This is a genomic window from Polycladomyces subterraneus (assembly GCF_030433435.1).
In the GTDB taxonomy this organism is placed as follows: Bacteria; Bacillota; Bacilli; order Thermoactinomycetales; family JIR-001; genus Polycladomyces; species Polycladomyces subterraneus.
This window is the reverse complement of record NZ_JANRHH010000035.1, coordinates 1-25,028: the sequence shown is the minus strand read 5'-3', so window position 1 is coordinate 25,028 and position 25,028 is coordinate 1. Positions and strand designations below refer to the sequence as shown.

The window sequence follows — 25,028 nt, the reverse complement described above, 5'->3', positions numbered from 1 at the left end:
CTGACCTAGTTCAACTTGAGCGAAGCAGCAGAAAGCGCGGAAATCCCATCGCGGGCAAATTCCACAAAAAAACGGGCGCAAAGGCCCGGATTTGAAAAGTGGGAAGATGGGATTCCGCTTTATTTTTTTTCGAATCGATCCGAATCAGTACTGCTTCTACGATGTAGCGATCTGGTGCGCTTCCGATATAACCGAAAGGATAGCAGGTGGTCAATGTCAGTGTCGGTGTCGGTTTAGAAGCGAGAACCGACAGGTCCGTGGGCTTGGTTACCCACATCTTTTGCACTCGATAGGTAAAGGTGCCCGCTTCGGTTCTCACCACCAACAAATCGCCTTTTTTCACTTCACCCATCCGGCGGAAAACCGTATCCCGATGCCCGGACAGCACCGCATTGCCGGTGACGCCCGGAAGGGCGCTGCCACGAAGGTGTCCCACTCCTTTGGCCAACTGGTCCTCATCGGTCCCTTCCACGATGGGCAAAATGGCACCGATGCGAGGGATGACCAACTGCCCGAATGTCTCTCCCGTTCGGGGAGCAGGATAGGGTGGGATCCCCCTGGACAGCGCGGGATCGTTGGGATGGGTTCGTGGCGTATACGCCAGCGCCGTTTTCGGGTCGTACACCGCTGTACGGCTTTCCTTCCACCACTGGTATCCGCTCCAGCACACCAGTAAGGCACCCACAGCCATCAACAGAAGCCCCAACTTGCGCATCAAAGCCGATCAGCCTTTTTGCGGACGGAACCGATATAATACTGCCCCGCAGACGAGCAACAATCCGCCCGCCAATGCCAGATTGGGGTACGGCGTTGCCGTTTTCGGCAGTTCTTGGGCTTCCGGCTGCGGTGCGGAAGCGCCTGAGAACGACTGTTGTTTGATTTCTTCCGGTTGCACAACGGTGGGTGCGCTGTAGGAAGGCTTGTCCATCGTCACCTGACGTCCGCCGTCATGTTGCCCTCCACTGACCGGTTGATCCACCGGTGTTGGGTAGGCCGGTTGCTCTGCAGGCTGTTCATTTCCCGGCTGATCCACCGGTTGTTCATCCACCGGAGGTTGGTCCACCGGCGGTTGATCCACCGGCGGCTGATCCACCGGAGGTTGGTCCACCGGCGGTTGATCCACCGGCGGCTGATCCACCGGAGGTTGGTCCACAGGTGGCTGATCCACCGGAGGTTCATCCACCGGCGGTTGATCCACCGGCGGTTGATCCACCGGAGGTTGGTCCACCGGCGGTTGATCCACCGGAGGTTCTTCCACCGGCGGTTCTACTACCGGCGGGACCACGTCACGGACCAAATCGGTCACATTGCCGGCAGTCTGGTTCACTTCATCGGTGATCGGTTGCGGGTCAACACCCACATGGATGTCGACTGGTGCGGCGTTTGCGACCGGGAAAGAGACAAGTAGGAGAGCCAATGTCAAAATAAGCGTCCGCAACAGTTCCACTCCCCACCTTATTCAAATTTTGCCCATCTTCCCTATTTTTCTATATTAGCATAATCAGTGAAAATCGGTAGTCCCAACTTTAAAAATCATGTCAAAAGTTGTCATTCACTTCTGTAATTGGTCGAGTGCCTTTTTGTATAAAGGATGATTCGGCTCCAAACGGACCGCCTGTTGAAATTGGGAAATTGCTTCATTACGCTTGCCTGAAGCGGCGAGTACGACACCGTAATGGTAGTGATACAAGGCATTTCGACTGTTCGCTTTCAATGCTTGCTGAATGGCGTTTGTCGCTTCGGAAAGTCGCCCCGCGTAGTAGAAAGCGACGGACGCGTAATAATACCCTCCCTCATTCAGTGCTTGTTTCTTCATCAAAGGGTCGAATACTTTCACCGCTTCTTGTGCCCATTTTCGTTTTTGCGCCTCTTTCTCTTCCGGCAAGAGCGACGGATTTTCGTTAGCAAGTTCCCGCTTTTTTAGATACAGGATGCCCAACATCAACTTGTAACGGGGATTATCCTCATCCATGCCGGATGCGGTCTTGGCGGATTGGATGGCGGGATCGATTTGTCCCAACCGGTATTGATATACGGATAGGTCATAGTAATAGTAAGGTTGACGACTGTCCAAGGCGATCGCTTTTTTCAACATCTCCGAGGCATGAGCGAAATCTCCCAGTGCACCGAGAATCTTTCCGTTGTGATAGAAGTAGGCTGGATTGGATGGGTTCATTTGCACAGCTTTGTCGCTGGCGGTTTTGGCAGCCATAAAATCCTTGGCATAATACGCCTGCATGGCCAAACCGTCTTGCATGGCAGGGTCTTGTGGGAAGCGTTTCACCGCCTGTTTCATCACTTTCACGCCGTTTTGGAAGTCTCCCTCAATTTGGTACAATTTAGCGACATGCAGGTAGTATCCCTGTTTGCTCGGATCGGCCGCCAATGCTTTTTTGCCCAAGTCCAATGCCCGCTCGTATTGTTTCGCTTGATACGCCGCCAAGGATTGGTTGTACCAGATCGCCGCCTGTTTGGATAGGGACGGGCTCAGTGCTGCAGAGTCCGTATTGGACATGATCATTTGCGTGATACCCCATCCGGCAGTGGTTAGTAGAATCAATCCGCCGATCGCGGCCGCACCCAGACGAACGGCTCTGCGCTTCCACCAAGGACTGGAGGCGGTTGGGACATGTGGTGATGGGGCAGTCCGTTCAGACACAATGGATGCTTTAATTTCGGTGCCGGTGGTCTGTTCGGATGCGGTATGTTCCCTTCCCAGCGCTTCCGGCCTTGAGAGAGTGCGTGTGGTTTGCTCCAACAGTTCCAATGTTTCGTCCCAAGAAGGGAGATTTGTTGACGATGCTTGACATATCCGACGAAGAAAGGACTGCCATACATTTGGAACAACAGGATCTTCAGGCAGGGAACGAATGGTTTCCATTGGAACGTTTAATGGCATCCGTCGACCGGTCAAAAGGGAATACGCAAGCAAACCCAGACGAACTCTTTCATCCGGTGGGAAAAGGGGAGGGCGTGTCAGCCAAGTGGGACCACCGTATAGAAAGCGTATCTGTCCGCTGTCTTCCAGGAAGAGGTTCTCGGGATGGATAAAGGTCCATTCTCCATTCCGTTCAATCTGCATCCACGTCCGGGCCACCTGTTGTAACAGCAAGGGAATCTCTCTCTCCGGCACACGATGGCGGGACAGCAGCCGATGCGCAAGCCAGGTGTCCGGCATGCGGCGATACACCCAGTACAGTGTCTCCTTTTCGACAAACACAGCCTCCGCAGATACGAACCGGGACCCGTCCCGCTCCAAAAGCGCCGTCAGGGGTGCGGCCAGAGAAGCGGCCGGAACGGCAAGAATAAAGCGAGTACCTGTTTGGGTGACATCCGCATTTGTCGGATCAGGGTGGAACCGGGTGAAAAACAGCGTTCCCAGTTGAAGGGGGAATACTTGCAACACTTCATATGTATTTCGAATCCATTCACCCTTGTGTGCGTTCCTCATCAGTCCATACTCCTTTGATCAAATCGGTTTGCTCCTGTCCTGCTGTATTGGAATCAACCTTTTTTATTTTATCACGCCTTTGAACGGGAATATATCCGTTATTGCATGGCTTCCCCAGTTGGAGTGCATGTAAAGGGATATGATACAATACGTCCAGACGATCATGTGAACGGAAGGGGACAAAACCGATGAAAATCATTTCGATCGAACCCACACCAAGTCCCAACACCATGAAATTAAACATGGATGAGCGATTGCCTGAAGGGATGAGCATCAACGTCACCCGTGAACAGGTCGAGGGGGCACCGGAGTATATACGCCGCCTGTTGCAGATTCCGGGGGTCAAGGGTGTGTTTCAGGTATCGGACTTCATCGCGCTGGAACGCCATCCCAAAGCGGATTGGCAGGCGATCCTGTCTGCCGCTCGGGAAGTGCTGGGCGGTGAAGGGGATGTTCAAACCTCGGATGATCAGAAGGAAGCGACACAGGACGGATTTGGCGAAGTGCAGGTGTTCGTTCAGACGTTCCGAGGCATCCCCATACAGGTAAAAGTGGTGAAAAACGGGGAAGAAACCCGGTTCGGCCTGCCCGATCGTTTCATGGAGGCGACGATGAAGCTGAAAATGGCCTCTCCCAATATTATTATGGAAAGGAAATGGGAAGAGCGCGGGGTTCGTTACGGAGACGTGAACCGAGTAGGGGAAGAAGTAGTGAAGGAAATCGCCGCGGCGTATGATGCCACCCGGTTGAACCGGATGGTGGAGGAGGCGTTCCGGTTGCAGGCGGGTGAAACGGTTCATGAGGAACGATTGGATGCGGATGAAGTGGCCCGCCGATTGGACGAACCTAATTGGGAAACGCGATATGCCGCATTGTCCCGCATGAAACAACCGGATCGGGAAGCATTATCCGTATTGCAAAAGGCGTTGTCCGATCCCCATGTATCCGTTCGAAGGTTGGCCGTGGCCTATCTGGGGGAAGTGGATGATGCCGATGTATTGCCATTATTGTTGAAAGTCTTGAAAGACCCCTCCCCCATCGTTCGACGTACCGCGGGCGATACTTTGTCCGACCTCGGTGATCCCCGTGCGATCGGACCGATGGCGGAAGCGCTCAAAGATCCCAATAAACTAGTGCGGTGGCGGGCCGCCCGTTTTCTCTACGAAGTGGGGGACGAATCAGCACTGCCGGCCTTGCGTGAAGCAGAGAATGATCCCGAATTCGAGGTGCGTCTACAAGTGCGGATGGCGCTGGAGCGTATCGAAAAAGGCGAAGAAGCGAGCGGTACCGTGTGGCAGCAGATGACACGAGCAATCGAAAAAAAGAGTGGAGAATCAGAGGACCGAGATTAATTATTTTTATATAGAGTGAGCAGGAAAAACCAGCCCGACACATAAACTACTATACGGGCGAAAACTCGTGAAACGAGACAGAAATAGGCTTGGGCGAAGCTATCGTGGATGGATGTGAGTTGCCACACCAGATGCAACGAGCAGCCCACGGCGACCAATGGGAGGGCCTCTGGTGCTTGAGTCGTGTTGAGTAAGTCACTGATATTTTCGGTGGATGTAGATATCACGATCATCAAAGCAAGCGGCGGGGGTGAATGCGTGCTAAAGACGGTTCTGTTTGATTTCGACGGGACACTGGCGGATACACTACCGCTGATTTATCGGTCTTTTCGCGAAGTATTTCGCCGATTCGGTGAAGAGGAACTGGAAGACGCGGGAATTGCCGCGCGGTTCGGGCCGCCGGAGGAAGTGATTTTGGAACGCTATCTTCCCCGCCAATGCCTGCAGCAGGCCCACGATGCCTATTTCCAACTGTATCGGGAGCACCATACTCGATTTGTCCGATCCGACGAGGCCATTTTGGAACTGCTGCGCTGGTTGAAGGAACGGGGAGTTCATGTCGGTGTGGTGACGGGAAAAGGTCGCAGAAGTGCAGCCATTTCGGCCGAACTGCTGGGTATGGACGGATTGGTCGACTGGTGGGTGACCGGCACGGAAATCAACCGTTATAAACCGGAACCGGATGGCATCCGATTGGCGATGCGTCATTTTGGGGCACGTTCGGAAGAAACGGTATATGTAGGGGATACGTCTGTCGACGTGATGGCCGGAAAGGCCGCCGGAGTATCCACAGTGGGGGTTTGTTGGTTTGCAGAAGAAAAGACCTGTTCCTTCCAACCGGAACCGGATGCCGTTTTTTTCGAGGTGGAAGCTTTCCGCCATTGGCTGGAGGAGAGATTGGATTAAGCGTATGATCGATGAGATGACACACCCTGGAACAGGGAGCCGTTTTTGCCCCACTTCGACTGGTTCGGAGTGGATCGGCGAACGGCTCCCTTTTTTATCCTCAGCTTCCGAAAAAGGTTCTCAGGGCGTCGGGAATGTCTTTCTGCCACAATCCCCACGTGTGGTCGCCTTCTTTTTCCACATAATGCACCTGAGCCTGTTTGTCCTGCAGGTGGCGGTACACTTCCCGATTACGGGCCAATAAATCCAATTTGCCCATATGGGTGGGCACGGCGGTTTCTGCTTTTCCGATGGATTGGTACACCAGCAGATCGTCAAGTGAAGTCGTTTGGCGAATCCGGTCGATGGTTGCTTCTAGGAAAGCGCCCGATTGCGACAGCACCTGACGGAAATCCTCCGGGTACTCCAGTGCCAAGTGAAGCGAAACGGTTCCTCCCAGGGAGGAACCACCGACGACCCGTCCATCAGGTGTTCGATCCACCGGAAATTCGCTTTCGATCTCCGGCAAGAGTTCCTCCGTAAAAAATTGCATGTACAGTCGGTTACGTTCACCGATCGGAGAATATTCGGCCGTACGCTTGCTTTTGTCGACGGGGATGGCCACCATAATGACAGGTCGGATGTCCTTCTCGTAGATCATTTGGTTGGCTTGGGTGGCGATACGACCCAGATTAAAATAGTCGTCTCCGTCCTGCAGATACAACACCGGATAGGTGACGGTTTCGTCATATTGAGGAGGCAGGTACACCTGTATTTCTTTGACTTCGTCCAGATAATGGCTGCGAATCTCTTTTTTGATGATGGTTCGTTTCAAATATTGGGGATTCATTGGTCATCACTTCACTTTAAAATTGACGTTGTGCTTTCTATTGTACCCGATTTTTTCCCGGTTTGCTCGGGTTTTCAAAAAAAAACAAGTTCCCTTTCGATCAGGGCAGGTCATCCTTCGCTATAAAATGGACTTCCAATATATTAACAAATTTAATTAAATTCATTCTGATTTTGGTTAACATATGATTCAGAGTATTCTTTTGACCATCTGTCTGCCGACCAGTACAATAAAGGATGAAGTCCTGAAAAGGAGGCGTGTGGGTATGGCAAAAGCGGTCTGGTTTCCCGATGAGGAACAAGCACGGCAAACACGGTTGTATCGGTTGATGCAACGGTTTGGGATCTCCGATTATGACCAGTTTTATGAACGGTCCATCCAAAATATCGCTTGGTTTTGGGAAGCGGTGGTTCATGATCTGGATTTGGAGTGGATTCGCCCATACCGCCAAGTGATGGACGCTTCCGACGGGATCCAATGGACACGGTGGTTTGTCGACGGGCGTTTCAACGTTTCGCACAATTGTCTGGATCGATGGGTGAATCGAAATGAATCCCGCCACCGGCTGGCGCTGGTCTGGGAAGGGGACGACGGGGCCGTCCGCAAATACACGTACCGGGACTTGTGGTCCGAGGTCAACCGATTGGCCCGGGGACTGATTCGGCTGGGCATCCAAAAAGGGGATCGGATCGGCATTTATTTGCCGATGATTCCGGAAAATGTCATTGCCATGCTGGCGATTGCCCGCATCGGCGCCATTTTCACGCCGTGTTTCTCCGGATACGGTGCGCAGGCTGTCGCTTCCAGGCTAAATGATTGCGGAGCAAAACTCCTGATTACGGCGGACGGGTTCCTGCGGCGGGGAAAAGTGGTGCCCATGAAGGAAGAGGCCGACCGAGCGGTGGACTTGTCCCCTTCAGTGGAAAAAGTGTTGGTCGTTCGCCGGCTGAAACGGGACGTGCCGTGGAACGAAGAGCGTGATGTGGAATGGGATCATTTGGCGACAGAAATGAAACCGCTTTCTCCTGAGGCGACGGCATCGGAGGACCCGTTCATGATCATCTACACGTCGGGGACCACCGGCAAACCCAAAGGAACGGTGCACGTCCATACCGGCTTTCCGATCAAAGCGGCGTTTGATGCGGGATACGGCATGGATGTGGGGCCGGGGGATATCCTGTTTTGGGTGACCGACATGGGATGGATGATGGGACCGTGGATGGTGTTCGGTGCGTTGATGACCGGTGCCGCCATGCTGTTGTTTGAGGGAACACCGGACTATCCAGAACCGGACCGTTTGTGGAAGATCGTCGCCTCGCACGGGGTGAGTCACTTGGGGATCTCTCCCACTGTCATCCGGTCATTGATGAAACACGGCGTTTCCTGGGTTAAACGGCATGACCTCAGCTCCCTGCGCGTGTTTGGGTCGACGGGGGAACCGTGGAATCCGGAGCCGTGGCAGTGGCTGTTCGAACAGGTGGGCGGTGGTCGTGTCCCTATTTTCAACTATTCCGGCGGAACGGAGATTTCCGGCGGTATTTTGGGCGGGAACCTGTTGAAACCGATCGCCCCATGCTCATTCAGCGGTCCCATGCCGGGTATGGACGCCGATGTATGGGATGAAAACGGTCTAACTGTGCGCGGAGAAGTGGGCGAGTTAGTCCTGCGACAACCGTGGGTCGGTATGACCAAAGGATTTTGGAACGATCCGAAACGCTATGAAGAAACGTATTGGAGCCGATGGCCCAAAACATGGGTGCACGGTGATTGGGTGGAAGTGGACGCAGAAGGATTTTGGTACATTACGGGAAGATCCGATGATACATTGAAAATCGCGGGGAAACGGTTGGGGCCGGCTGAGATGGAATCGGTACTCGTGGATCATCCGGCTGTCGTTGAATCGGCAACAGTGGGCGTGCCGGATGAGACTAAAGGAGAGCAGGCCGTCTGTTTTGCAGTATTGGCACACGGTTATGAACCTGGGGAAACACTGGAATCGGATCTGATCCGTTTGGTAGAGGAAAAAATGGGCAAAGCACTGCGACCCAAGCGCGTTCATTTTGTGCAGGAACTGCCCAAAACCCGAAACGGGAAAATCTTGCGCCGGGTGATCCGGGCCGCTTACCTTGGAAAAGAGGCGGGAGATCTCTCTTCGCTGGAAAATCCGGATGCGGTGGCGGCTATTCGAGCGCTCGGCACGGCGGAAGCTAACCGTGTGTGATCAAGTTGGGATCTTTTGAAGCAGGCGGAGCCCGTAATCGGTTCTCTCAGGATTTGACAAAGGTCGTGTGCTCCGATTTCCCGTCTCCGCTCCGTAGCAACAATGAGATTCGTTCGTCGAGAAATTCGGACCCGCTCCCCGAAATCAAATGGCTAAATCTCTTTGCAGCAGTCTCGGGGAACCCGCTAATGGGTTCCCTCTTCTCTGTTGTGTAGATCAATCTCGATTGTAACAATGAGTCCAGCTTATTGCTGCATACTTCTGCCGCTTGGTTGTCCGAATACCCTATTCGTCCACATATCGATCTTGTTCCAACCGGGTCACACTGGTCGAGTTGCCCCGGGCGATCTCCTCTGGTGTAGCGTTTTCCTCCAGTTGCTCATCCGTCATTCCCGGAGCAAAACGGGGAGGATGGGGTCTCTTATCTTCCTTTTCCATCTCAATTTTACCTCCTTTTTCTATATCTTTCGCTATTATTCCTTATCTTATGTGATGAAATCCTTGAATTTTGCGGACGATCGGTCGAAAACGTGGTACAATTAGGAAGCATAATGAAGGACAGAAAAACGGATGCGTTTACGAATACATAGAGTAGGGAGAGGTGTCGGTATTGCAAGTGCCGGGTAGCGGGGATCTTTTGGAGCAAAAACCCGAGATTGAAGCACGCGTAAGGGAAGCCCAAGCTGCCAAATCCGGCGAGACCCGCGATGATTTGTTAAGAGACCTTGAACCCTACATACTTCGCGTGGCCTCCAAGATTTGTAAACGGCAGATCAGCAAACAGGATGACGAGTTCACCATAGCGTTGGTCGGGTTGAACGAGGCTATCAGCCGCTACGAACCGGAACAATCGAGTTCGTTCCTGTCCTTCGCGTACATGGTGATCCATCGACGCCTCATCGATTATTATCGTCATGAAAAAAAACATGCAAATCAGGTACCGTTGGTGCCGCCAAACGCCAAGGAGAATGAGCCTCATTATTCAGAAGTGGTGTCCCGATCCTTTGTGCAGTATCAGGAGGAAGAGTTGGCGCGGGCACGCCGATTGGAAGTGAAACATTTTTCGCAATGTCTGGAACGGTTTGGCATCAAGATGTCCGATTTGGTGAAAGCCTCCCCCAAACACCGGGATACACGCGAGCATTTGCTGGAGATCGCCAGCCGCATTGTGGCTGACAAAGAACTGTTGCATGATTTCTATGAGCAGGTCAAGCCGGGTAAAGAGCTGGCGAGCCGGATCGGGTTGCACCGAAGGACCTTGCAAAGGCATCGCAAATACCTGGTTGCACTGACGGTGGTATTGGTCGAGGACTTGCCTTTGATGCGGGAATATCTCGGCCTGTCGTCCGGCAAGAAGGGGGGGTTGTTGCTGTGCGAAAGGGAATCATAATGGAGGTCGGTTCGTGCAATTGGGTTGTGATGACGTCGGACGGCGAATTTTTGCACGTTCCCAAACAGCATCACCACGCCCAACCCGGAGACGAAGTGATCGTGCCCGACACCCACATGAATCCGGTTTGGAGATGGGGTTCCATCGCCTTTGCCATGGCGGCTCTCATTGCTGGGATATTCCTTTTGTTGCCGTGGATGATCCCTTCGGACACAAAAGCGGAAACGTACGTATACATCGACATGAATCCCAGCTTGGAGCTGGGCATCAATGGTCGGCAGGAAGTGGTCATGGTACGGCCGCTCAATCAGTCCGCCCGACAGTTGATGCGAGGGATGGATTGGCAACGACAAAATATCCGGAAGTTTGTGGTCTCGTTTATCGAACGGGCGCGTGATCGCGGATACATCCGGGGCAAAGAGGGAATTGTGTTGTCTGGCGTCACTGACAAGGGATCAGTGAAACCTTTGTTGGAACAGATCCGACGAGAGATCCGACATCAGCCTCATCTGGCCACTGCATTGAATGTGTACACTTTGCCGCTGCCCAAGGAACTGCGCGACAAAGCGGAGGGCACCGGGTTGTCGCTCGGCAAATACGCCGTCTGGTTGTTGGCGAAACGGGAAGGAGCTCCCATCTCGACGACTGTCGTGGCCAATGCCTCAATCTCCCAGTTGATGAATCAGCTGAAAACCGTGGAACCGGTATTGACCGATCCACCACCGGAGAAACAGTGGAAAGATTGGCTGCAGGAACCGACCCCGGCTACACAACCGGGTGACCATGCTCCTCAAAATTCGGGCAACACCGACGAACCACCCGCACAGTCGGAAGAAAATCTGGCCCCTGCGGGGACGGAATCGCCCCCTTCGGATGGATCTGCTACCGATTCGCCACAGACTTCGGATGTGGAAAACCCGTCCAACAGTGCAGCGGACAATGGGCAGACCACGGCTCCCGCGGGCGACCCGGAATCGTCACCGCCAAATCAAAACAACACCGGTGCGGCTGATAACCAGGGGGGTCAAGAGAGCAGCGGCGGTGATGGAGGTCAGGATCAAAAAGATCAGCAGGCGAAACCGAATCAGCCTGCTGACTCCGAAAATGATACCGATCAGGATGAAGGGGCGCACGCCGACCAAGCGGAGGGAGCACCGTCTTCTTCCGCCGATTCCCAGTCCTTACCGGCAATGGGTTTTGTCGCTCCGATCCCACTCCCCTAGCTACTGGTATTGTATCGACCCTCCCCGAAAATACTACTATCTGCGTAGTGAGGGGAATGTGATGAACGGGATTGGCATTGTGCGCAAAGTAGATCATCTCGGACGGATTGTGTTGCCCAAAGAGTTGCGGGACATGATGAACATTCAACCGCATGACGGTGTGGAGATTTTTGTCAATGACGACTGCATAGTCCTGCAGAAATACAATCCGTCCTGCGTGTTTTGCGGCGGAATGGAAAAACTGTTGTATTTCAAAGGCAAAATCTTGTGCGAAACTTGTCTTGAGGAAACGAGAAAATACGTCTCCTGACCGGATCGGCCCGCAAGGGCTCTTTTTTTGTTTTTGGTGGGGAAACATTTCCTCTTTTGTGCTGTACAGCGTGACACTGACAATCTGCCGGGAGATTGGTAGAATAGAATATACAAACGATTATATATACACGTTTTTTTCTTAATAACCGGAAATGTAAGCGCTTTAAATCCGAGTCGTTGCAGGGGGTGGGCCAGTGGGAAACCCTGATTATCGCTACATTGTTGCTTCGATTCAGGAAAACGTGGGTTGGATCCGCTTGAACCGGCCGGAAGTGTTGAATGCATTGAACTCACAGCTGGTTTCGGAACTGGTGACTGTGTTGACGGAAATGGACCGCGACGAAAATGTCCGTTGTATGGTCATTACAGGCAATGAGAAAGCATTCGCAGCCGGGGCGGATATCCCGGAGATGGCGGAAGCGTCGTCCGTGGAGATGCTCATTCAGGATCAGCTCGCCGAATGGGACCGCATCCGAAAGTTGACTAAGCCGTTGATCGCGGCGGTCAGTGGGTATGCGTTGGGAGGCGGTTGCGAATTAGCTATGGCTTGTGATTTGATCGTCGCTTCCGAGACGGCTGTGTTCGGCCAACCGGAAATCCTGCTCGGCGTTATGCCGGGAGCGGGCGGCACCCAGCGGTTGACGCGTGCCGTCGGGAAGGTGCGGGCGATGGAAATGATATTGACCGGCCGATCGATGACCGCGCGGGAAGCACTTCAGGCCGGTCTGATCAACCGGGTGGTTCCGCCTGAATTGTTGGAAGCGGAAGCGATGAATCTCGCCAAAAAGATCGCCCAACAACCACCGGTCGCTGTACGGTTAGCCAAGCAGGCGGTACTCAAGGCGATGGACACGACGTTGGAAAACGGACTGGATTACGAGCAAAAGCTGTTTTATTTCCTGTTTTCCACTGAAGATCAAAAAGAAGGAATGCGCGCGTTTATCGAGAAACGGAAACCACGGTTTCAAGGTAAATAGAACAGGGATCACAAAGCTAAGGCAAATCGAGTGAATCAGACATCTGAAGGAGGAGTGTTTATGTCGGAAACGGTGCAATTTACGAAAGAATCGGGCGTAGGCCTTATCACGCTCAACCGCCCGGAAGTGTACAACGCATTTAACCAGCAGATGAATGACGAATTGGTGCAAGTACTCAAGGAAGCCGCAAAGGATGCCGAAGTGCGCGCAGTGTTGTTGACCGGTGCGGGCAGGGCGTTTTGTTCTGGGCAGGATTTGCGCGACCGCAGTGATGCCAACCTGGAAACTCTATCTCTCGGCAACAGTGTGCGGACACGGTACAACCCGATCGTTCGCACCATCGTACAAATGGAAAAACCGGTAATTGCGTCGGTGAACGGAGTGGCAGCCGGTGCGGGTTGCAGCCTTGCATTGGCCTGCGATTTGCGCATCATCTCCGACCGGGCGAAATTCATCGTGGCGTTTGCGCGGATCGGCTTGGCTCCTGACAGTGGCGCCAGCTATTTCCTTCCGCGCCTGGTCGGTTTCGGCAGGGCGATGGAGATTGCACTGACCGGCCGCGATGTAGAGGCGCAGGAGGCCGTACAGATCGGGCTGGCTAACCGGATTGTGCCACACGATCAGTTGGAGGAAGAGGCGTTCCGATGGGCGAGACAGCTCGCACAGGGACCGACCAAGGCGTACAGCCTGACCAAACGGGCGCTGTTTTACGGGATGGAGCATTCATTGGAGGAAGCGCTGGAATATGAAGCGCAGATGCAGGAAATCGCGGGAAAAACGGAGGATTTTCGTGAAGGCGTGACGGCATTTGCGGAAAAGAGAAAGCCCCAGTTCCAAGGAAAATGAACCGTAGCCGTCGGGCGAACACCCGGATTTGATCAGGCATATCATTAGTCATGAGGAAAAACGGCATGGCGGATGAGAATTCTTACATCTGTGAGGAAACGGAATGGTGCCCGATGAAAAATCAACAGGCACAGACCCTGCAGTTGGTGAAAGATGCTGCCAACATGGAGGGAGCCACGATGCGAGATATTTTTGAACTGATGGACCAATTCGGACACGAACAAGTGATCTTCTGTCGCCATCCGCAATCCGGACTGAAAGCGATCATCGCCATTCACAACACCACGATGGGTCCGGCGTTGGGAGGGTGCCGGATGGCGCCGTACGCCACAACGGATGAAGCACTGGAGGATGTGATGCGCCTGTCCAGGGGCATGACATACAAGTGCGGTGTGGTCGATGTGGATTTCGGCGGCGGAAAAGCAGTGATCATCGGCGACCCAAGTCGGGATAAAACTCCGGAATTGTTTCGGGCGTTCGGCCGGTTTGTCGGTGGTTTGAACGGACGCTTTTTCACCGGAACCGACATGGGAACGGACCCTGAAGACTTTGTGCATGCGGCACGGGAATCCGATTCGTTTGTCGGGTTGCCCAAAAGTTACGGCGGAAGCGGAGATACTTCCATTCCAACGGCGTTTGGCGTATTGCAAGGAATGCGGGCGACCGCCGAACATCTGTGGGGTTCTCCTAGCTTGCAGGGGCGCGTGGTTGCGGTACAGGGTGCGGGTAAGGTAGGAACACGTCTGGTGCAATTGTTGGTGGAGGAAGGAGCGAGGGTAGTCGTTGCCGATATCGATGCGTCACGCGTGAAGGTGCTGTGTGATCAGTACCCGGACAAGGTGGAGCCCGGGGATATTCAAACGATTCATCAAACGGCTTGCGACATTTTCTCACCTTGCGCCAAAGGCGGTGTCATCAACGACCGCACGATCGCAGAACTTCAGTGCCAAGCCATTGTCGGGTCAGCCAACAACCAGCTGGCAGAGGATCGACATGGTGACATGCTCCATCAAATGGGTATTCTGTACGCCCCTGATTACCTCGTTAACGCCGGCGGCTTAATCCAGGTGGCCGACGAGCTGAAGGGCTACAACGAAGAGCGCGTGATGGCTAAAACACGCTCCATCTATCAGATGTTGTTGCGGATTTACCAATTGTCCCGGGAGGAGGATATCCCGACCTATCGCGCCGCTAACCGTTTGGTGGTCAAACGGTTGGAGCAAGTGGCCGATCTGCGTCGCATCCTTCTCGGGTTTACGCGTTGAGGCCATCCAGGGAGGAATCGTCGATGCTGCGACAGATGGAAAAAGTCGGGCTGCAATATCTCCAGCCCGACGGGACGTTGACCCCGGAAGGGGAGGTAGCATGGAAACCTATCGAGCGACCGCTCAAAATTGAGTTTTATAAATGGATGCGCAAGATTCGCCTGTTTGATCAACGTGCGGTCATTTTGCAACGGCAGGGGCGAATCGGTACGTATGCGCCATTGCAGGGGCAAGAAGCAGCTCAGGTGGGAAGCGCTTTGGCCCTGAATCGGGAGGACTGGATTTTCCCGAGTTATCGGGAACACGGGGTTGCCATGATCGCCGGGATGCCGCTGAAACAAATTTTGTTGTATTGGATGGGACGGGTCGAAGGATGCCGTCCGCCGGAAGGCGTCAAGTTGTTCCCACCGGCCGTTCCCATCGCCACGCAGATCCCTCATGCGGCAGGAGCGGCCTGGGCCTCCAAGCTGAAGGGGGAACCGTCGGTGGCTGTGGCCTATTTCGGCGACGGGGCCACCTCGGAAGGGGATTTCCATGAGGGATTGAACTTTGCGGGCGTGTTTCGCCTGCCGGTGATCTTTTTCTGTCAAAACAATCAGTACGCTATCAGTGTGCCGTTTTCCCGACAGACGGCGACGGAGACGGTGGCGGAAAAGGCGGCTGCCTATGCGATTCGTGGAGTGCGTGTCGACGGAAACGACGTGTTGGCCGTCTACACGGTGATGAATGAGGCTGTCGAACGGGCGCGCACTGGGGAAGGCGCTACATTGATCGAAGCGGTGACGTATCGCCATGGCGCGCACACCACCGCTGACGATGCGGGACGGTACCGCGAACAGGAAGAGGCACGGGAGTGGGTCGAACTGCGTGACCCCCTGACGCGTTACCGTAAATTGCTGGAGGCGGAGGGCTTGTGGTCGGAAGCGGAGGAACGGGATTGGGAAGCCTGTTGCAAACAGGAGATTGAGGAAGCGGTCCGTGCGGCGGAATCGGCGGAAGCGCCGCCAGCCTCCCATCTGTTTGCGCACGTATTTGCTGATCTGCCACCTTCTCTGGTACGTCAGCGTGAGCCGCTCTTGCGTCAAGAGGAGGAGAAATGACGATGGCACAGCTCACTTTGATCCAGGCCATCAACGATGCCATGCGCGTCGCATTGGAACGGGACCCGAGCGTGGTGATTCTTGGTGAGGACGTGGGGAAAAACGGCGGTGTGTTCCGGGCGACGGAAGGATTGTGGGAACGTTTTGGCGACGATCGGGTCATCGACACCCCGTTGGCGGAAGCGGGCATTGTTGGTACGGCGATCGGCATGGCGGTCAACGGTTTGCGTCCGATCGTAGAAATTCAGTTTCTCGGTTTTGCTTACCCGGGTTTTGAACAGATCGTCTCCCATGCCGCTCGCCTGCGGACACGGACACAAGGGATGTTCCCGGCGACGATGGTGATTCGTGCCCCTTATGGCGGAGGCATTCGCGCCCCCGAGCTGCACAGCGACTCAACTGAAGCGCTGTTTGTCCACACGCCCGGGTTGAAAGTGGTGGTGCCGTCCACTCCTTATGATGCGAAGGGATTGTTGTTGGCGGCCATCTCGGATCCCGATCCGGTTCTCTTTTTGGAACCAATGAAACTGTATCGTGCTGTAAGGGAAGAAGTGCCGGAAGAAGCGTATGAGGTTCCGATCGGGCAAGCGCGTGTCGTGCGCAAAGGGGAAGATGTCACCTTGCTGGCTTGGGGGGCGATGGTACCGGTGACGACTGCCGTAGCAGAAGAATGGGCCCAAAAAGGTGTCTCCTGCGAGGTGATCGATGTTCGGTCACTATATCCGCTGGACGAGGAAACACTGGTTACATCTGTGAAAAAGACGGGACGTGCCGTCATCGTTCACGAAGCGCCCCGTACTTCTGGGGTGGGTGCAGAGCTCGCGGCACTGTTGCAGGAGCAGGCGTTTCTCTGGTTGGAGGCGCCAATCGCCCGTGTGACCGGCTATGATGTGCCAGTACCGATGTTTGCGTTGGAGGATGCATTCCGTCCCAATGCACAACGTGTATCGGAAGCGGTGCGCCAGGTGATTGCGTTTTAGGAGGGAGAGAGATGAGCGTAACCTTTACGTTGCCTGATGTGGGTGAAGGGGTGGCGGAAGCGGAAATCGTTCGCTGGCTGGTCAAACCGGGAGATCTCGTCGAAGCCGATCAACCAGTGGTGGAGGTGCAGACGGACAAGGCAGTGGTGGAACTGCCCGCACCCGTTGCCGGTCGGGTGGTCCAAATCAACGGGAAAGAAGGCGACATGATGCGGGTGGGGGATGTGCTGCTGGTGATCGCGGATACGTCCGCGGAAGTGGCTACCTCATCGGAATCGTCGATCACCGCCGTCGCTTTCTCCGATCGAGACGAACCTGTCAGTCCTAACCGAAAACGTGTGCTCGCTGCTCCTTCCACCCGCCGCCTGGCACGCGAGTTGGGAGTTGATATCACTCTGGTGGAAGGAACGGGGCCGAACGGACGCGTCACCGATGAGGACGTGCGTCAGTATCATGCCGCCGCGGGGAAATCCTCTGTCACGATCAGCGGCGTGCGCAGCGATGAGGAAGAATGGGTACCGATTCGGGAATATGGGAAGGAAGTCGCTATCCCTGTCAAAGCCGTGCGTGCGGATAAAACGCTGGCGATTATGGAGGAGCCGTTGTCGCCGACGCGCCGGGTGATCGCCGACCGATTGCTCTATTCAGTCACAAACAAACCGCATGCCACCCATTTTGACGAGCTGAATGCCGAAGGACTGGTGGCATGGTTTAACAAAATAAAGCAGGAGTGGACACCAGATGATGTCCGGTTGACTTATACACCCGTCTTGATGAAACTGGTGGCTGTCACCCTGTTGCAACATCCCGATTTCAATGCACATTTTGACGAGGGACGGCGCACCGTTCGCCGGTATTCTTCGGTGGCGATCGGATTCGCTGTGGATACACCGCGGGGATTGCTCGTTCCCGTCGTCCGGCATGTGGAGCAAAAAAGCATCGAGCAGTTAGCGAGAGAGGTCTCTGCGTTGACGAAGGGAGCCAAGGAAGGGACGCTGTCACCGGATGATCTGCGTGGCAGCACATTTACCATCAGCAATGCCGGATCATTGGGCGGACGATGGGCTACGCCGATCATCAATCCGCCGGAAGTGGCAATTTTGGCGATACATCCGGTCCAGCAACGGCCAGTCGTCGAAAACGGGGAGCTGACCGTCGGCTGGCGGATGAACGTGTCGCTCTCCTTTGACCACCGCGTGTTGGATGGGGCTGATGCCATCCGGTTTACGCGTACGCTGGGACGTTATACGGAAGATCCGGGCCGGTTGCTGACTTGTTTGGTGTAAAACTGCAAAGACGTTGTATACAGAATAGCCGCCTACCATGCCTGCGGTTTTTATCTTAGGACGGAAGGCGGCTGTAAAAGTAAAGAGACGGATCGCTAAGACAGGGCAGGATTTTGAACATCTCTCTTTAGGTGACTACCCCACACGGCTGAAGGACCAAGGGCACTCCCTGGTCGCTGTGGGTCTTCACTTCATTTGGCGTGGCAACCCACATCCATCCAAGATGGTTTTGTCCAAGCCTGGATGATTTTCGTTTCACGAGTTTTCGCTCGCTTTTATCCCAACCCTGAAGGGCTGGGTTTTCCCGCTCGCTCTTTATAAAACGGCATTTCATTGTCGGCTTTCTTCGCTTGACACCAAAGCTCAAAAGTGAGAAGGGTCCAGATCAGCCGAGCCACTCGCCCCCGATTTTGATCAGAAGCTTCATAGAGCTTAACAATCTCCTCTTTTTTGTACAAGCCACGGGTGGACGCGTTGGGGTCCAACAGCGTAGTAAGGATAAAATCCTTCCATTCGTGAAAAACCCATGCTGTTAAGGGGACGGGAAACCCGGCCTTGCGCCGTTTGAGAACCCAGTCGGGCAAAAGACCTTTCATGGCCTTTTTGACGATCCATTTCCCAGTCCCCCAACGGAGTTTGAGGTTGTCTTTCATCTGCAATGCGTACTCTGCCAGCCGGAGATCGACGAAAGGGACCCGCAATTCAAGGGAATGCGCCATTGTAACATTATCGGATTTCATAAAGGTATTTTCAGGTAGCCATGCGAAGACATCGAAATACGTCATTTGTTTCAACACGCTTTCGTTGCGAACCGGTTGCATCAATTTTTCCACATGATGTTGAGGATTTTCATTTTGAATGAGCTCCCATATCTCTTTCTGGAGCATTTGTTTCAGTTCCTCGCTAGTGAATACACTCCCGATCCCTTGGTACCACTCCCATGGAGGCGAAAGGGTTCGCTTCAATAATCCCCGGGCAGGAAGTTGCAGTCGCTGAGAGAGTGTGTGCGCGAGTTGACGTGCAAATCGCGGCATCCATTGCAACGCCCGTAACCAGTAAGTCTGTTTATAGACCTTATAGCCATTAAACAGCTCGTCCAATCCTTCTCCGCTGAAAACCACCTTACATCCCTCTTGACTGGCCAATCGAGACACAAACCACAGAGGGATGATCGTGGGATCAGCGATCGGCTCGCTCAATGAGCCAATGATGGAAGGCAAAGCCTCCAATGCCTCACGGGCCGAATAGACCTCGGCAATATGGTTGGAATGAAACGCTTCTGCCACACGTGCCGCATGATCAATTTCAGAGTACTGGTCCCTCTCCATCGGAATTCCCGGACGTTCAAATGAAACAGTAAACGTATTGGGGCGTTCTTGGCAAAATTGATGGTGAATGGCCAAAATGGCCGACGAATCCAATCCACCGCTCAAGAGGATCCCCGATTTGACTTCTGGGGCAAATTGATTTCTCACGGCATCGATCAATAGATTTCGCACCGTCTCGACCTGGTTCCGTGTGGGATCCATCCGGTGATGGATTGAATGGAAATTGTCCGATTGAGGTCCCCAATAAAAGCCTCTATTGATTTTATTTTCCTTTAAAATCAAAAATTGAGCAGGCCGCAACTTTTTCAACCCATGTAATGTCGTTCGGTTTCCGGGTGTGAATCGAAATGTGTGATAATCGGAATATCCTTGTACGTCAAAGTGAACGTCTTGTTGGATATGGCGGATTAAGGGGTGTGTTTCGGATGCAAAGAAGATATGGGTTCCTGTGTCAACATAATATAAAGGTTTCACCCCCATTGCATCGCGTGCGACCAACAGGCATTGTTTTTCTTGATCCCAAAGCGCGAACGCGAAGATGCCGTTTAATAATTCGAGGCATTTGATTCCGTATTGTTCATACAGATGAACGATCACTTCAACGTCCGAATCAGTTGAAAAAGAATGTCCTTCTTTCTGCAATTGGTCACGCAATTCCTGATGATTGTAAATTTCTCCATTACACACCAGAACGACAGTCTCATTTTCATTCCAGATCGGTTGATCCCCCGTTTCTACACCGGTGATGGCCAACCGGTTCATGGCCAAGCCGACCGTTTTATCTATAAAAATCCCCTTGTTATCAGGGCCGCGGTGTTCCATGGCACAAAGCATATGACGCAACTGGCCCTCTTCAATCGGATTGAATTTCGACTTCGAAAAGACCACGGCTATTCCGCACATAAACAAAAAAACCTCCGTCTTTTGAATGAATGTACTGCAACGATTGTTTATCATAGCTGAAGAGATTGTAATCACAATGGAAATACGCTGAATGTTAGCAGAGAATTTGATTAAAAACAGATGAAAGAACTTTAATGGTTAAATTACCTTAAAGCAGTATAATTTATCAAAACGAACCAGGAAGACAAACAGATTGGAGGAGAAGAACCATGACAATCTCGCCACGCATTTTGCTGGTGGAAGATGACGAACCCATTGCTGAATTTGTCTCTCTGGAACTGCAACATGAGGGGTATGACATCGAAGTCGCTTATGACGGTAAGGAAGGACTTGACAGAGCATTAAACGAAAACTGGGATATGATCCTGTTGGATATCATGTTGCCGGAAATCAGCGGGATGGAAATTTGCCGCAGAGTGCGTTCCGTCAGTGATGTCCCCATCGTGATGCTGACGGCCAAACAATCGATTCCCGACCGTGTAGCCGGATTGGATATTGGTGCGGACGATTATATTACCAAACCGTTTGCCATAGAGGAACTGCTCGCCAGAATCCGCGCGTTGATCCGTCGCAATTATCATCAGAACGATATGATTGTAGTGGCCGATCTGAAAATCAACGTGGCTTCGCGGGAGGTTTTTCGGGGAGGGAAACCGATCAAACTCAGTGCGAGGGAATTTGATTTGTTGGAGTTACTTGCTCGCAACAAAAACAGAGTGTTGACCAGAGAAATCATTCTGGACAAAATATGGGGCTATCATCACAATGTACAAACGAATTCCGTCGATGTTTATATCAAACACTTGAGAGATAAAGTGGACGCTCCGTTTGAAAAACCGTTAATACAAACCGTTCGCGGTGTGGGTTATGTGTTAAAGGCGTGATGAGGGTGAAATCCAAGATCACGCTCATGACCGCTGTTGTGTTGTGTGTCATTTTACTGGCTCTCGACAGTTTTATTTATTTTACCTTATCCAATCGATTGGCAAATATCACGCAGTCCAATCTCGAGAACAAGGCACATTTGATTGCTCAGGATTATCTCTCCGAACAATCCGAGTTCAGAGGCAAAATCATAACGCTAAACACTTGGCTGGGTCAATACAGTACGGGAGGGCAATCCATTATTTTGGTCAGCCCATCGTATCGCATTTTGGCATACAATGGGGAATTCCCGATCCGTGATATCAAGAAAAATTTATCTTCATTTATGAAAAATAGAACAAAGAAAGGGGTGGTATTGTTTCACAAATCGATCCAATGGACTTATTTACCCATTTGGAAATCGGGACACATCCTCGGATATATCATCTTGCTCGAAGATACGACCAAGCTGTCAAAATATATGGATTCGCTGTTAACCATATTGATGATCGGATCATTTGGCGCGGTCCTGTTGGCTTCGTTGGGTGGGTATATCATTTCCTCCATCGCTGTTCGCCCCATCAATCAAATGATTCAGTTGGTGGAAAGAATTCAAGTGAATCGATTGAGTGAACGGTTGTCCAAACCAAGAGGGAATGATGAAATTGCCCGTCTGGCGACAACATTTAACCATATGCTTGATCGAATGGAGCGGTCATTTGAACAACAAAGCCGTTTTGTTGCGGATGCCTCTCATGAAATTCGAACACCACTGACCACTATTCAGGGCTATGCCAACTTATTGGCGAGATGGGGAAAAAACGACCCGAAGATCTTGGACAAAGCCATTCACGTGATTCAAAACGAATCTGCCCGATTGCGGGATCTCGCCAACAATCTGCTCACGCTGGCCAGCTTGGAAGTGGATACGAGCCGACCAGATGAAAGGGCGCAAGTGGCAGAAACGATAAAAGAAGTCATCGAATCGCTGGTTCTGTTGTATCCAAAAATAACCATACAAACCAATATTCATTCTCGTTCAACCGCCAAAATCGCATCTGATCACTTCAAGCAAATTCTCATCAATGTTCTGGATAACGCGATGAAATATTCGCCGGAAAACAGCGAGGTGATCGTCAATGTAATGACTCGGGACAAACATGTGATCATTGAGATTATCGATTTTGGCAAGGGGATTCCTGAAAAAGACCTTCCCTATGTAGTGGAACGGTTTTATCGGGTCGAAAAATCCCGTGGGCGAAAATCCGGGGGATCGGGATTGGGGCTTGCAATTGTGAACGAGTTGGTACAATCCTATCACGGCCGTTTGTTTATTGAAAGTCAAGTGGGGAAAGGGACAAAAGTGACAATCGAACTACCGGCGGGTGATTGATTCACGGAAATCAACACCAAACGGAACCGGATTGAGCATGCTAACGATACAAGAATCCCACGGTTTTCACCGTGGGAAGTATCAAATACTACGCTTTTGATGAAATGAAACACGGTTCAGAACTCGAAACAGTGGTGGTATGATCATGAAAACCTGGCCGTCCCTCTTTACTTGGATCGTACTACCCTTGTATAATGGAAACATCTTCATGGAGGAGGCAGATTTTTCAGAATGGAGTCCGAATCAGGTTGTGCTCGATGAACTCCATACGAGCGAACCGTCTCCGCCTGTGGCGGAGTGATCGGACGAAGTGCGCCCTTTTTAAGGGTTACCCGACATTCTGAAAAATCATGTTATTTGGCACCCTATTTGGGTTTATTCCAATGTACAGGATGTTGCTATGTTCTATCCCGATCACTGCGACCACAGGTGAGACCTGTGGTTTTTTATTTGGGTGAAACGGGAGGAAAGTGTATGCATGTCCTGACATTTTCGGGTGTGGAGAAAAGTTACGGTGACCGGATCGTATTGAAAAATGTGGAGATTGCCATCCGCGAGATGGAACGTGTGGGAGTAGTGGGTGCCAACGGAGCGGGAAAGTCGACGCTGCTGAAACTGGCTGTTCGAAAAGTGGAGCCTGATCAAGGAAGTGTGAAAATCGCCCCCGGTGTACGGATAGGATATCTCCGCCAAACCATGGAAGAGGCGAACTCGTACACCCTAGGGGAGTGGTTGGAGCAGGCAAGTTCGTTCTTGCGGGACATTGAGATCCGCATGGAGCGGTTGGCTCAGGGGATGGCATCGGCGACGGGGGAGGAGTTGGACCGCATCCTGTCGGAATACGGGGAGTTGGCAGCACGATTTGAGCGCATGGGTGGGTATGAACGGGATGTGCGGATACAAACCGTGCTGACCGGGGTGCAAATGAACGGGTTTGACCTGAATCGTCCCATCAGCACGCTCTCTGGCGGGCAGAAGGCCAGAATTGGATTGGCTGCCCTTCTGATCGCTGCCCCAGACCTCCTGGTCATGGATGAGCCGACCAACCATTTGGATGCAGATACTTTGTCCTGGTTGGAGGTGTTTTTGCAGCAATACCGGGGAACTGTGTTGATCGCCTCACATGACCGGGGTTGTGGGAAATCGATGAACACACACATCAGGTGCGTTCTTATCCGGGCAATTACGAGGCGTTCCGGCGGGAAAAGGAGAAGGAACGCGAACGGTGGCAAACGTCTTACCACCGCCAACAACAGCGCATCCGCGAGTTGCGGGAACGGATCGCCACATCGGCTCGTCAGGTGGGGCACGCCGGCAGGAAAGCGCCGGATAAGGACAAATTCGCCAAACATTACTTTCGCGGGAGGGTGGAAAACGCAATCGCCCGTAACGTGCGTCAAGCCGAAGAGGAACTCCGCCGGATCTTGGACGATCCGGTTCCCCGACCGCCTGTCCCGTTACAGTTTCGTCCCCGTTTTGATCCGCAGCTGCTGAAGGCGGACGCGGTGGTAACACTGTCCGACATTCACTATTCGCTACCCGACGGCACTTCTTTGTTGCAGGGGATTCATTTTATCCTGCGACCGGGAGATCGGCACGTCATCACGGGAGCAAACGGGGTCGGCAAGACGACACTGTTAGACGTCATCTCGGGGAGAAAAACCCCCGCTTCTGGTATGGTGATGCGACATCCACGGGCAATCTTGGGATATCTGCGGCAAGAGGAAGTCTACACCGATCGAGGGGAGAGTGTCTTATCCGCTTTTTCGCGGGACCGGACGGGCACGCGAGAAGAACGGATCGCTCGCTTGTTGTCCTTCCGGCTTTTCCGGTACGATGAGCTGGAAAAGCAAGTAGAGGCGCTCAGCCCTGGAGAGTATCGCAAACTGCAATTGGCTCGGCTGATGGATTCCCAAGCCAATGTGTTGTTGTTGGATGAACCGACCAACCATTTTAGTCCGGACTTGCTGGAAGAGTTGGATCGGGCATTGGAAAACTACTCTGGTGCCGTGATCGCAGTTTCTCACGATCGGTGGTTTATCTCACATTTCCGTGGGACGGTCTGGGAATTGAATAACGGGTGCCTTAGGGAAAAGCGATAGCGGGCGGCGGGTGTTGCCGCCTCGTTTTCTTTACAGAAAAAGTCGCATGAAAGCCCACGGTTTCAATCGTGGGATGAAAGGCGGCGTTGCTCGGCATCCCCTTTTGGGGATGGTAAGGGCAACCAATTTGCTGTATAATCGAACGTACGAGCGGTGCTCATCCCACTGGTAGTGGGTTTGTTCCTGTGTACGTCATGGTATGAGGTTCCAGTGGCGAACCAATCACTCCCACTGGGTAAAACCATGAGAGTGAGTGAAAAGGAACTAGCGTACTGGTAACAGGTACGCCGCCCATGTGGG

The 25,028-nt window shown here is 52.8% G+C and carries 21 protein-coding genes and 2 pseudogenes; 17 read left to right on the top strand and 6 right to left on the bottom strand.

Going from position 1 to position 25,028, the window contains the following annotated elements; translation table 11 throughout:
• Window positions 1–10 precede the first annotated feature (10 nt).
• The 3 genes from srtD to NWF35_RS08595 all read right to left on the bottom strand — a co-directional run bounded on the left by srtD (window position 11) and on the right by NWF35_RS08595 (window position 3,451).
• Window positions 11–715 (bottom strand): class D sortase, LPxTATN-specific, encoded by a 705-nt coding sequence (srtD, locus tag NWF35_RS08605; protein WP_301238740.1) that lies wholly within the window; start codon window positions 713–715, stop codon window positions 11–13.
• A 9-nt stretch (window positions 716–724) separates the two neighbouring features.
• Window positions 725–1,438, bottom strand: coding sequence for a hypothetical protein (locus NWF35_RS08600; RefSeq protein WP_301238649.1), 714 nt, complete (start codon window positions 1,436–1,438; stop codon window positions 725–727).
• Between the two features lie 114 nt (window positions 1,439–1,552).
• Complete coding sequence (locus NWF35_RS08595) at window positions 1,553–3,451, bottom strand: tetratricopeptide repeat protein (RefSeq protein WP_301238648.1); 1,899 nt, start codon at window positions 3,449–3,451, stop codon at window positions 1,553–1,555.
• A gap of 188 nt (window positions 3,452–3,639) precedes the next feature.
• Between NWF35_RS08595 and NWF35_RS08590 the strand changes: the two genes are divergently transcribed.
• Both NWF35_RS08590 and NWF35_RS08585 read left to right on the top strand, forming a co-directional pair.
• Window positions 3,640–4,803 (top strand): conserved virulence factor C family protein, encoded by a 1,164-nt coding sequence (locus tag NWF35_RS08590; RefSeq protein ID WP_301238647.1) that lies wholly within the window; start codon window positions 3,640–3,642, stop codon window positions 4,801–4,803.
• A 258-nt stretch (window positions 4,804–5,061) separates the two neighbouring features.
• Window positions 5,062–5,709, top strand: a complete 648-nt coding sequence (locus NWF35_RS08585; protein WP_301238646.1) for an HAD family hydrolase — start codon at window positions 5,062–5,064, stop codon at window positions 5,707–5,709.
• A gap of 100 nt (window positions 5,710–5,809) precedes the next feature.
• On the opposite strand, the gene NWF35_RS08580 is transcribed toward NWF35_RS08585, so the two are convergent.
• On the bottom strand, window positions 5,810–6,538 hold the full coding sequence (locus NWF35_RS08580) for an alpha/beta hydrolase (RefSeq protein ID WP_301238645.1): 729 nt from the start codon (window positions 6,536–6,538) through the stop codon (window positions 5,810–5,812).
• A 265-nt stretch (window positions 6,539–6,803) separates the two neighbouring features.
• Here NWF35_RS08580 and NWF35_RS08575 point away from each other — a divergent pair, with 265 nt between their 5' ends.
• Window positions 6,804–8,759 (top strand): AMP-binding protein, encoded by a 1,956-nt coding sequence (locus NWF35_RS08575; RefSeq protein ID WP_301238644.1) that lies wholly within the window; start codon window positions 6,804–6,806, stop codon window positions 8,757–8,759.
• A 285-nt stretch (window positions 8,760–9,044) separates the two neighbouring features.
• Here the strand turns inward: NWF35_RS08575 and NWF35_RS08570 are convergent, their stop codons facing one another.
• Window positions 9,045–9,197, bottom strand: a complete 153-nt coding sequence (locus NWF35_RS08570) for a hypothetical protein (RefSeq protein WP_301238643.1) — start codon at window positions 9,195–9,197, stop codon at window positions 9,045–9,047.
• Window positions 9,198–9,360: 163 nt separating this feature from the next.
• On the opposite strand from NWF35_RS08570, the gene sigI reads away from it, so the two are divergent.
• The 9 genes from sigI (at window position 9,361) to NWF35_RS08525 (ending at window position 18,138) form a co-directional block, all read left to right on the top strand.
• Window positions 9,361–10,149, top strand: a complete 789-nt coding sequence (gene sigI / locus NWF35_RS08565) for an RNA polymerase sigma-I factor (protein ID WP_301238642.1) — start codon at window positions 9,361–9,363, stop codon at window positions 10,147–10,149.
• Window positions 10,131–11,372 (top strand): anti-sigma factor domain-containing protein, encoded by a 1,242-nt coding sequence (locus NWF35_RS08560; RefSeq protein ID WP_301238641.1) that lies wholly within the window; start codon window positions 10,131–10,133, stop codon window positions 11,370–11,372. The genes sigI and NWF35_RS08560 overlap by 19 nt, the downstream gene beginning before the upstream one ends.
• A gap of 58 nt (window positions 11,373–11,430) precedes the next feature.
• On the top strand, window positions 11,431–11,682 hold the full coding sequence (locus tag NWF35_RS08555) for an AbrB/MazE/SpoVT family DNA-binding domain-containing protein (protein WP_301238640.1): 252 nt from the start codon (window positions 11,431–11,433) through the stop codon (window positions 11,680–11,682).
• Between the two features lie 196 nt (window positions 11,683–11,878).
• Window positions 11,879–12,661 carry an enoyl-CoA hydratase-related protein gene (locus NWF35_RS08550; RefSeq protein WP_301238639.1) on the top strand — a complete coding sequence of 261 codons (783 nt, stop codon included), beginning with the start codon at window positions 11,879–11,881 and terminating at the stop codon, window positions 12,659–12,661.
• A 60-nt stretch (window positions 12,662–12,721) separates the two neighbouring features.
• Window positions 12,722–13,507: an enoyl-CoA hydratase-related protein gene (locus NWF35_RS08545; protein ID WP_301238638.1), complete on the top strand. Its 786-nt coding sequence runs from the start codon at window positions 12,722–12,724 to the stop codon at window positions 13,505–13,507.
• Window positions 13,508–13,671: 164 nt separating this feature from the next.
• Window positions 13,672–14,772 carry a Leu/Phe/Val dehydrogenase gene (locus NWF35_RS08540; protein ID WP_301238739.1) on the top strand — a complete coding sequence of 367 codons (1,101 nt, stop codon included), beginning with the start codon at window positions 13,672–13,674 and terminating at the stop codon, window positions 14,770–14,772.
• 23 nt (window positions 14,773–14,795) lie between these two features.
• Entirely contained in the window at window positions 14,796–15,872 is a 1,077-nt protein-coding gene (pdhA, locus tag NWF35_RS08535; RefSeq protein ID WP_301238637.1) for a pyruvate dehydrogenase (acetyl-transferring) E1 component subunit alpha, read from the top strand.
• 2 nt (window positions 15,873–15,874) lie between these two features.
• A complete protein-coding gene (locus NWF35_RS08530) occupies window positions 15,875–16,852 on the top strand; it encodes an alpha-ketoacid dehydrogenase subunit beta (RefSeq protein WP_301238636.1) in 978 nt (325 codons plus the stop codon).
• A gap of 11 nt (window positions 16,853–16,863) precedes the next feature.
• Window positions 16,864–18,138 (top strand): dihydrolipoamide acetyltransferase family protein, encoded by a 1,275-nt coding sequence (locus tag NWF35_RS08525; RefSeq protein WP_301238635.1) that lies wholly within the window; start codon window positions 16,864–16,866, stop codon window positions 18,136–18,138.
• Between the two features lie 275 nt (window positions 18,139–18,413).
• On the opposite strand, the gene asnB is transcribed toward NWF35_RS08525, so the two are convergent.
• The gene (gene asnB / locus NWF35_RS08520) at window positions 18,414–20,369 is read right to left on the bottom strand and encodes an asparagine synthase (glutamine-hydrolyzing) (RefSeq protein ID WP_301238634.1); all 1,956 of its coding nucleotides are present in this window, start codon (window positions 20,367–20,369) and stop codon (window positions 18,414–18,416) included.
• A 209-nt stretch (window positions 20,370–20,578) separates the two neighbouring features.
• Here asnB and NWF35_RS08515 point away from each other — a divergent pair, with 209 nt between their 5' ends.
• The 5 genes and pseudogenes from NWF35_RS08515 (at window position 20,579) to NWF35_RS08500 (ending at window position 24,728) form a co-directional block, all read left to right on the top strand.
• Window positions 20,579–21,253, top strand: a complete 675-nt coding sequence (locus NWF35_RS08515; RefSeq protein WP_301238633.1) for a response regulator — start codon at window positions 20,579–20,581, stop codon at window positions 21,251–21,253.
• A gap of 5 nt (window positions 21,254–21,258) precedes the next feature.
• Window positions 21,259–22,626 carry a sensor histidine kinase gene (locus NWF35_RS08510; protein ID WP_301238632.1) on the top strand — a complete coding sequence of 456 codons (1,368 nt, stop codon included), beginning with the start codon at window positions 21,259–21,261 and terminating at the stop codon, window positions 22,624–22,626.
• 474 nt (window positions 22,627–23,100) lie between these two features.
• Window positions 23,101–23,661 (top strand): annotated as a pseudogene (locus tag NWF35_RS16860) (ATP-binding cassette domain-containing protein); the annotation flags it as partial.
• Between the two features lie 128 nt (window positions 23,662–23,789).
• Window positions 23,790–23,861: pseudogene (locus tag NWF35_RS16855) on the top strand (hypothetical protein); the annotation flags it as partial.
• 189 nt (window positions 23,862–24,050) lie between these two features.
• The gene (locus tag NWF35_RS08500) at window positions 24,051–24,728 is read left to right on the top strand and encodes an ATP-binding cassette domain-containing protein (RefSeq protein WP_301238630.1); all 678 of its coding nucleotides are present in this window, start codon (window positions 24,051–24,053) and stop codon (window positions 24,726–24,728) included.
• Window positions 24,729–25,028: the final 300 nt, after the last annotated feature.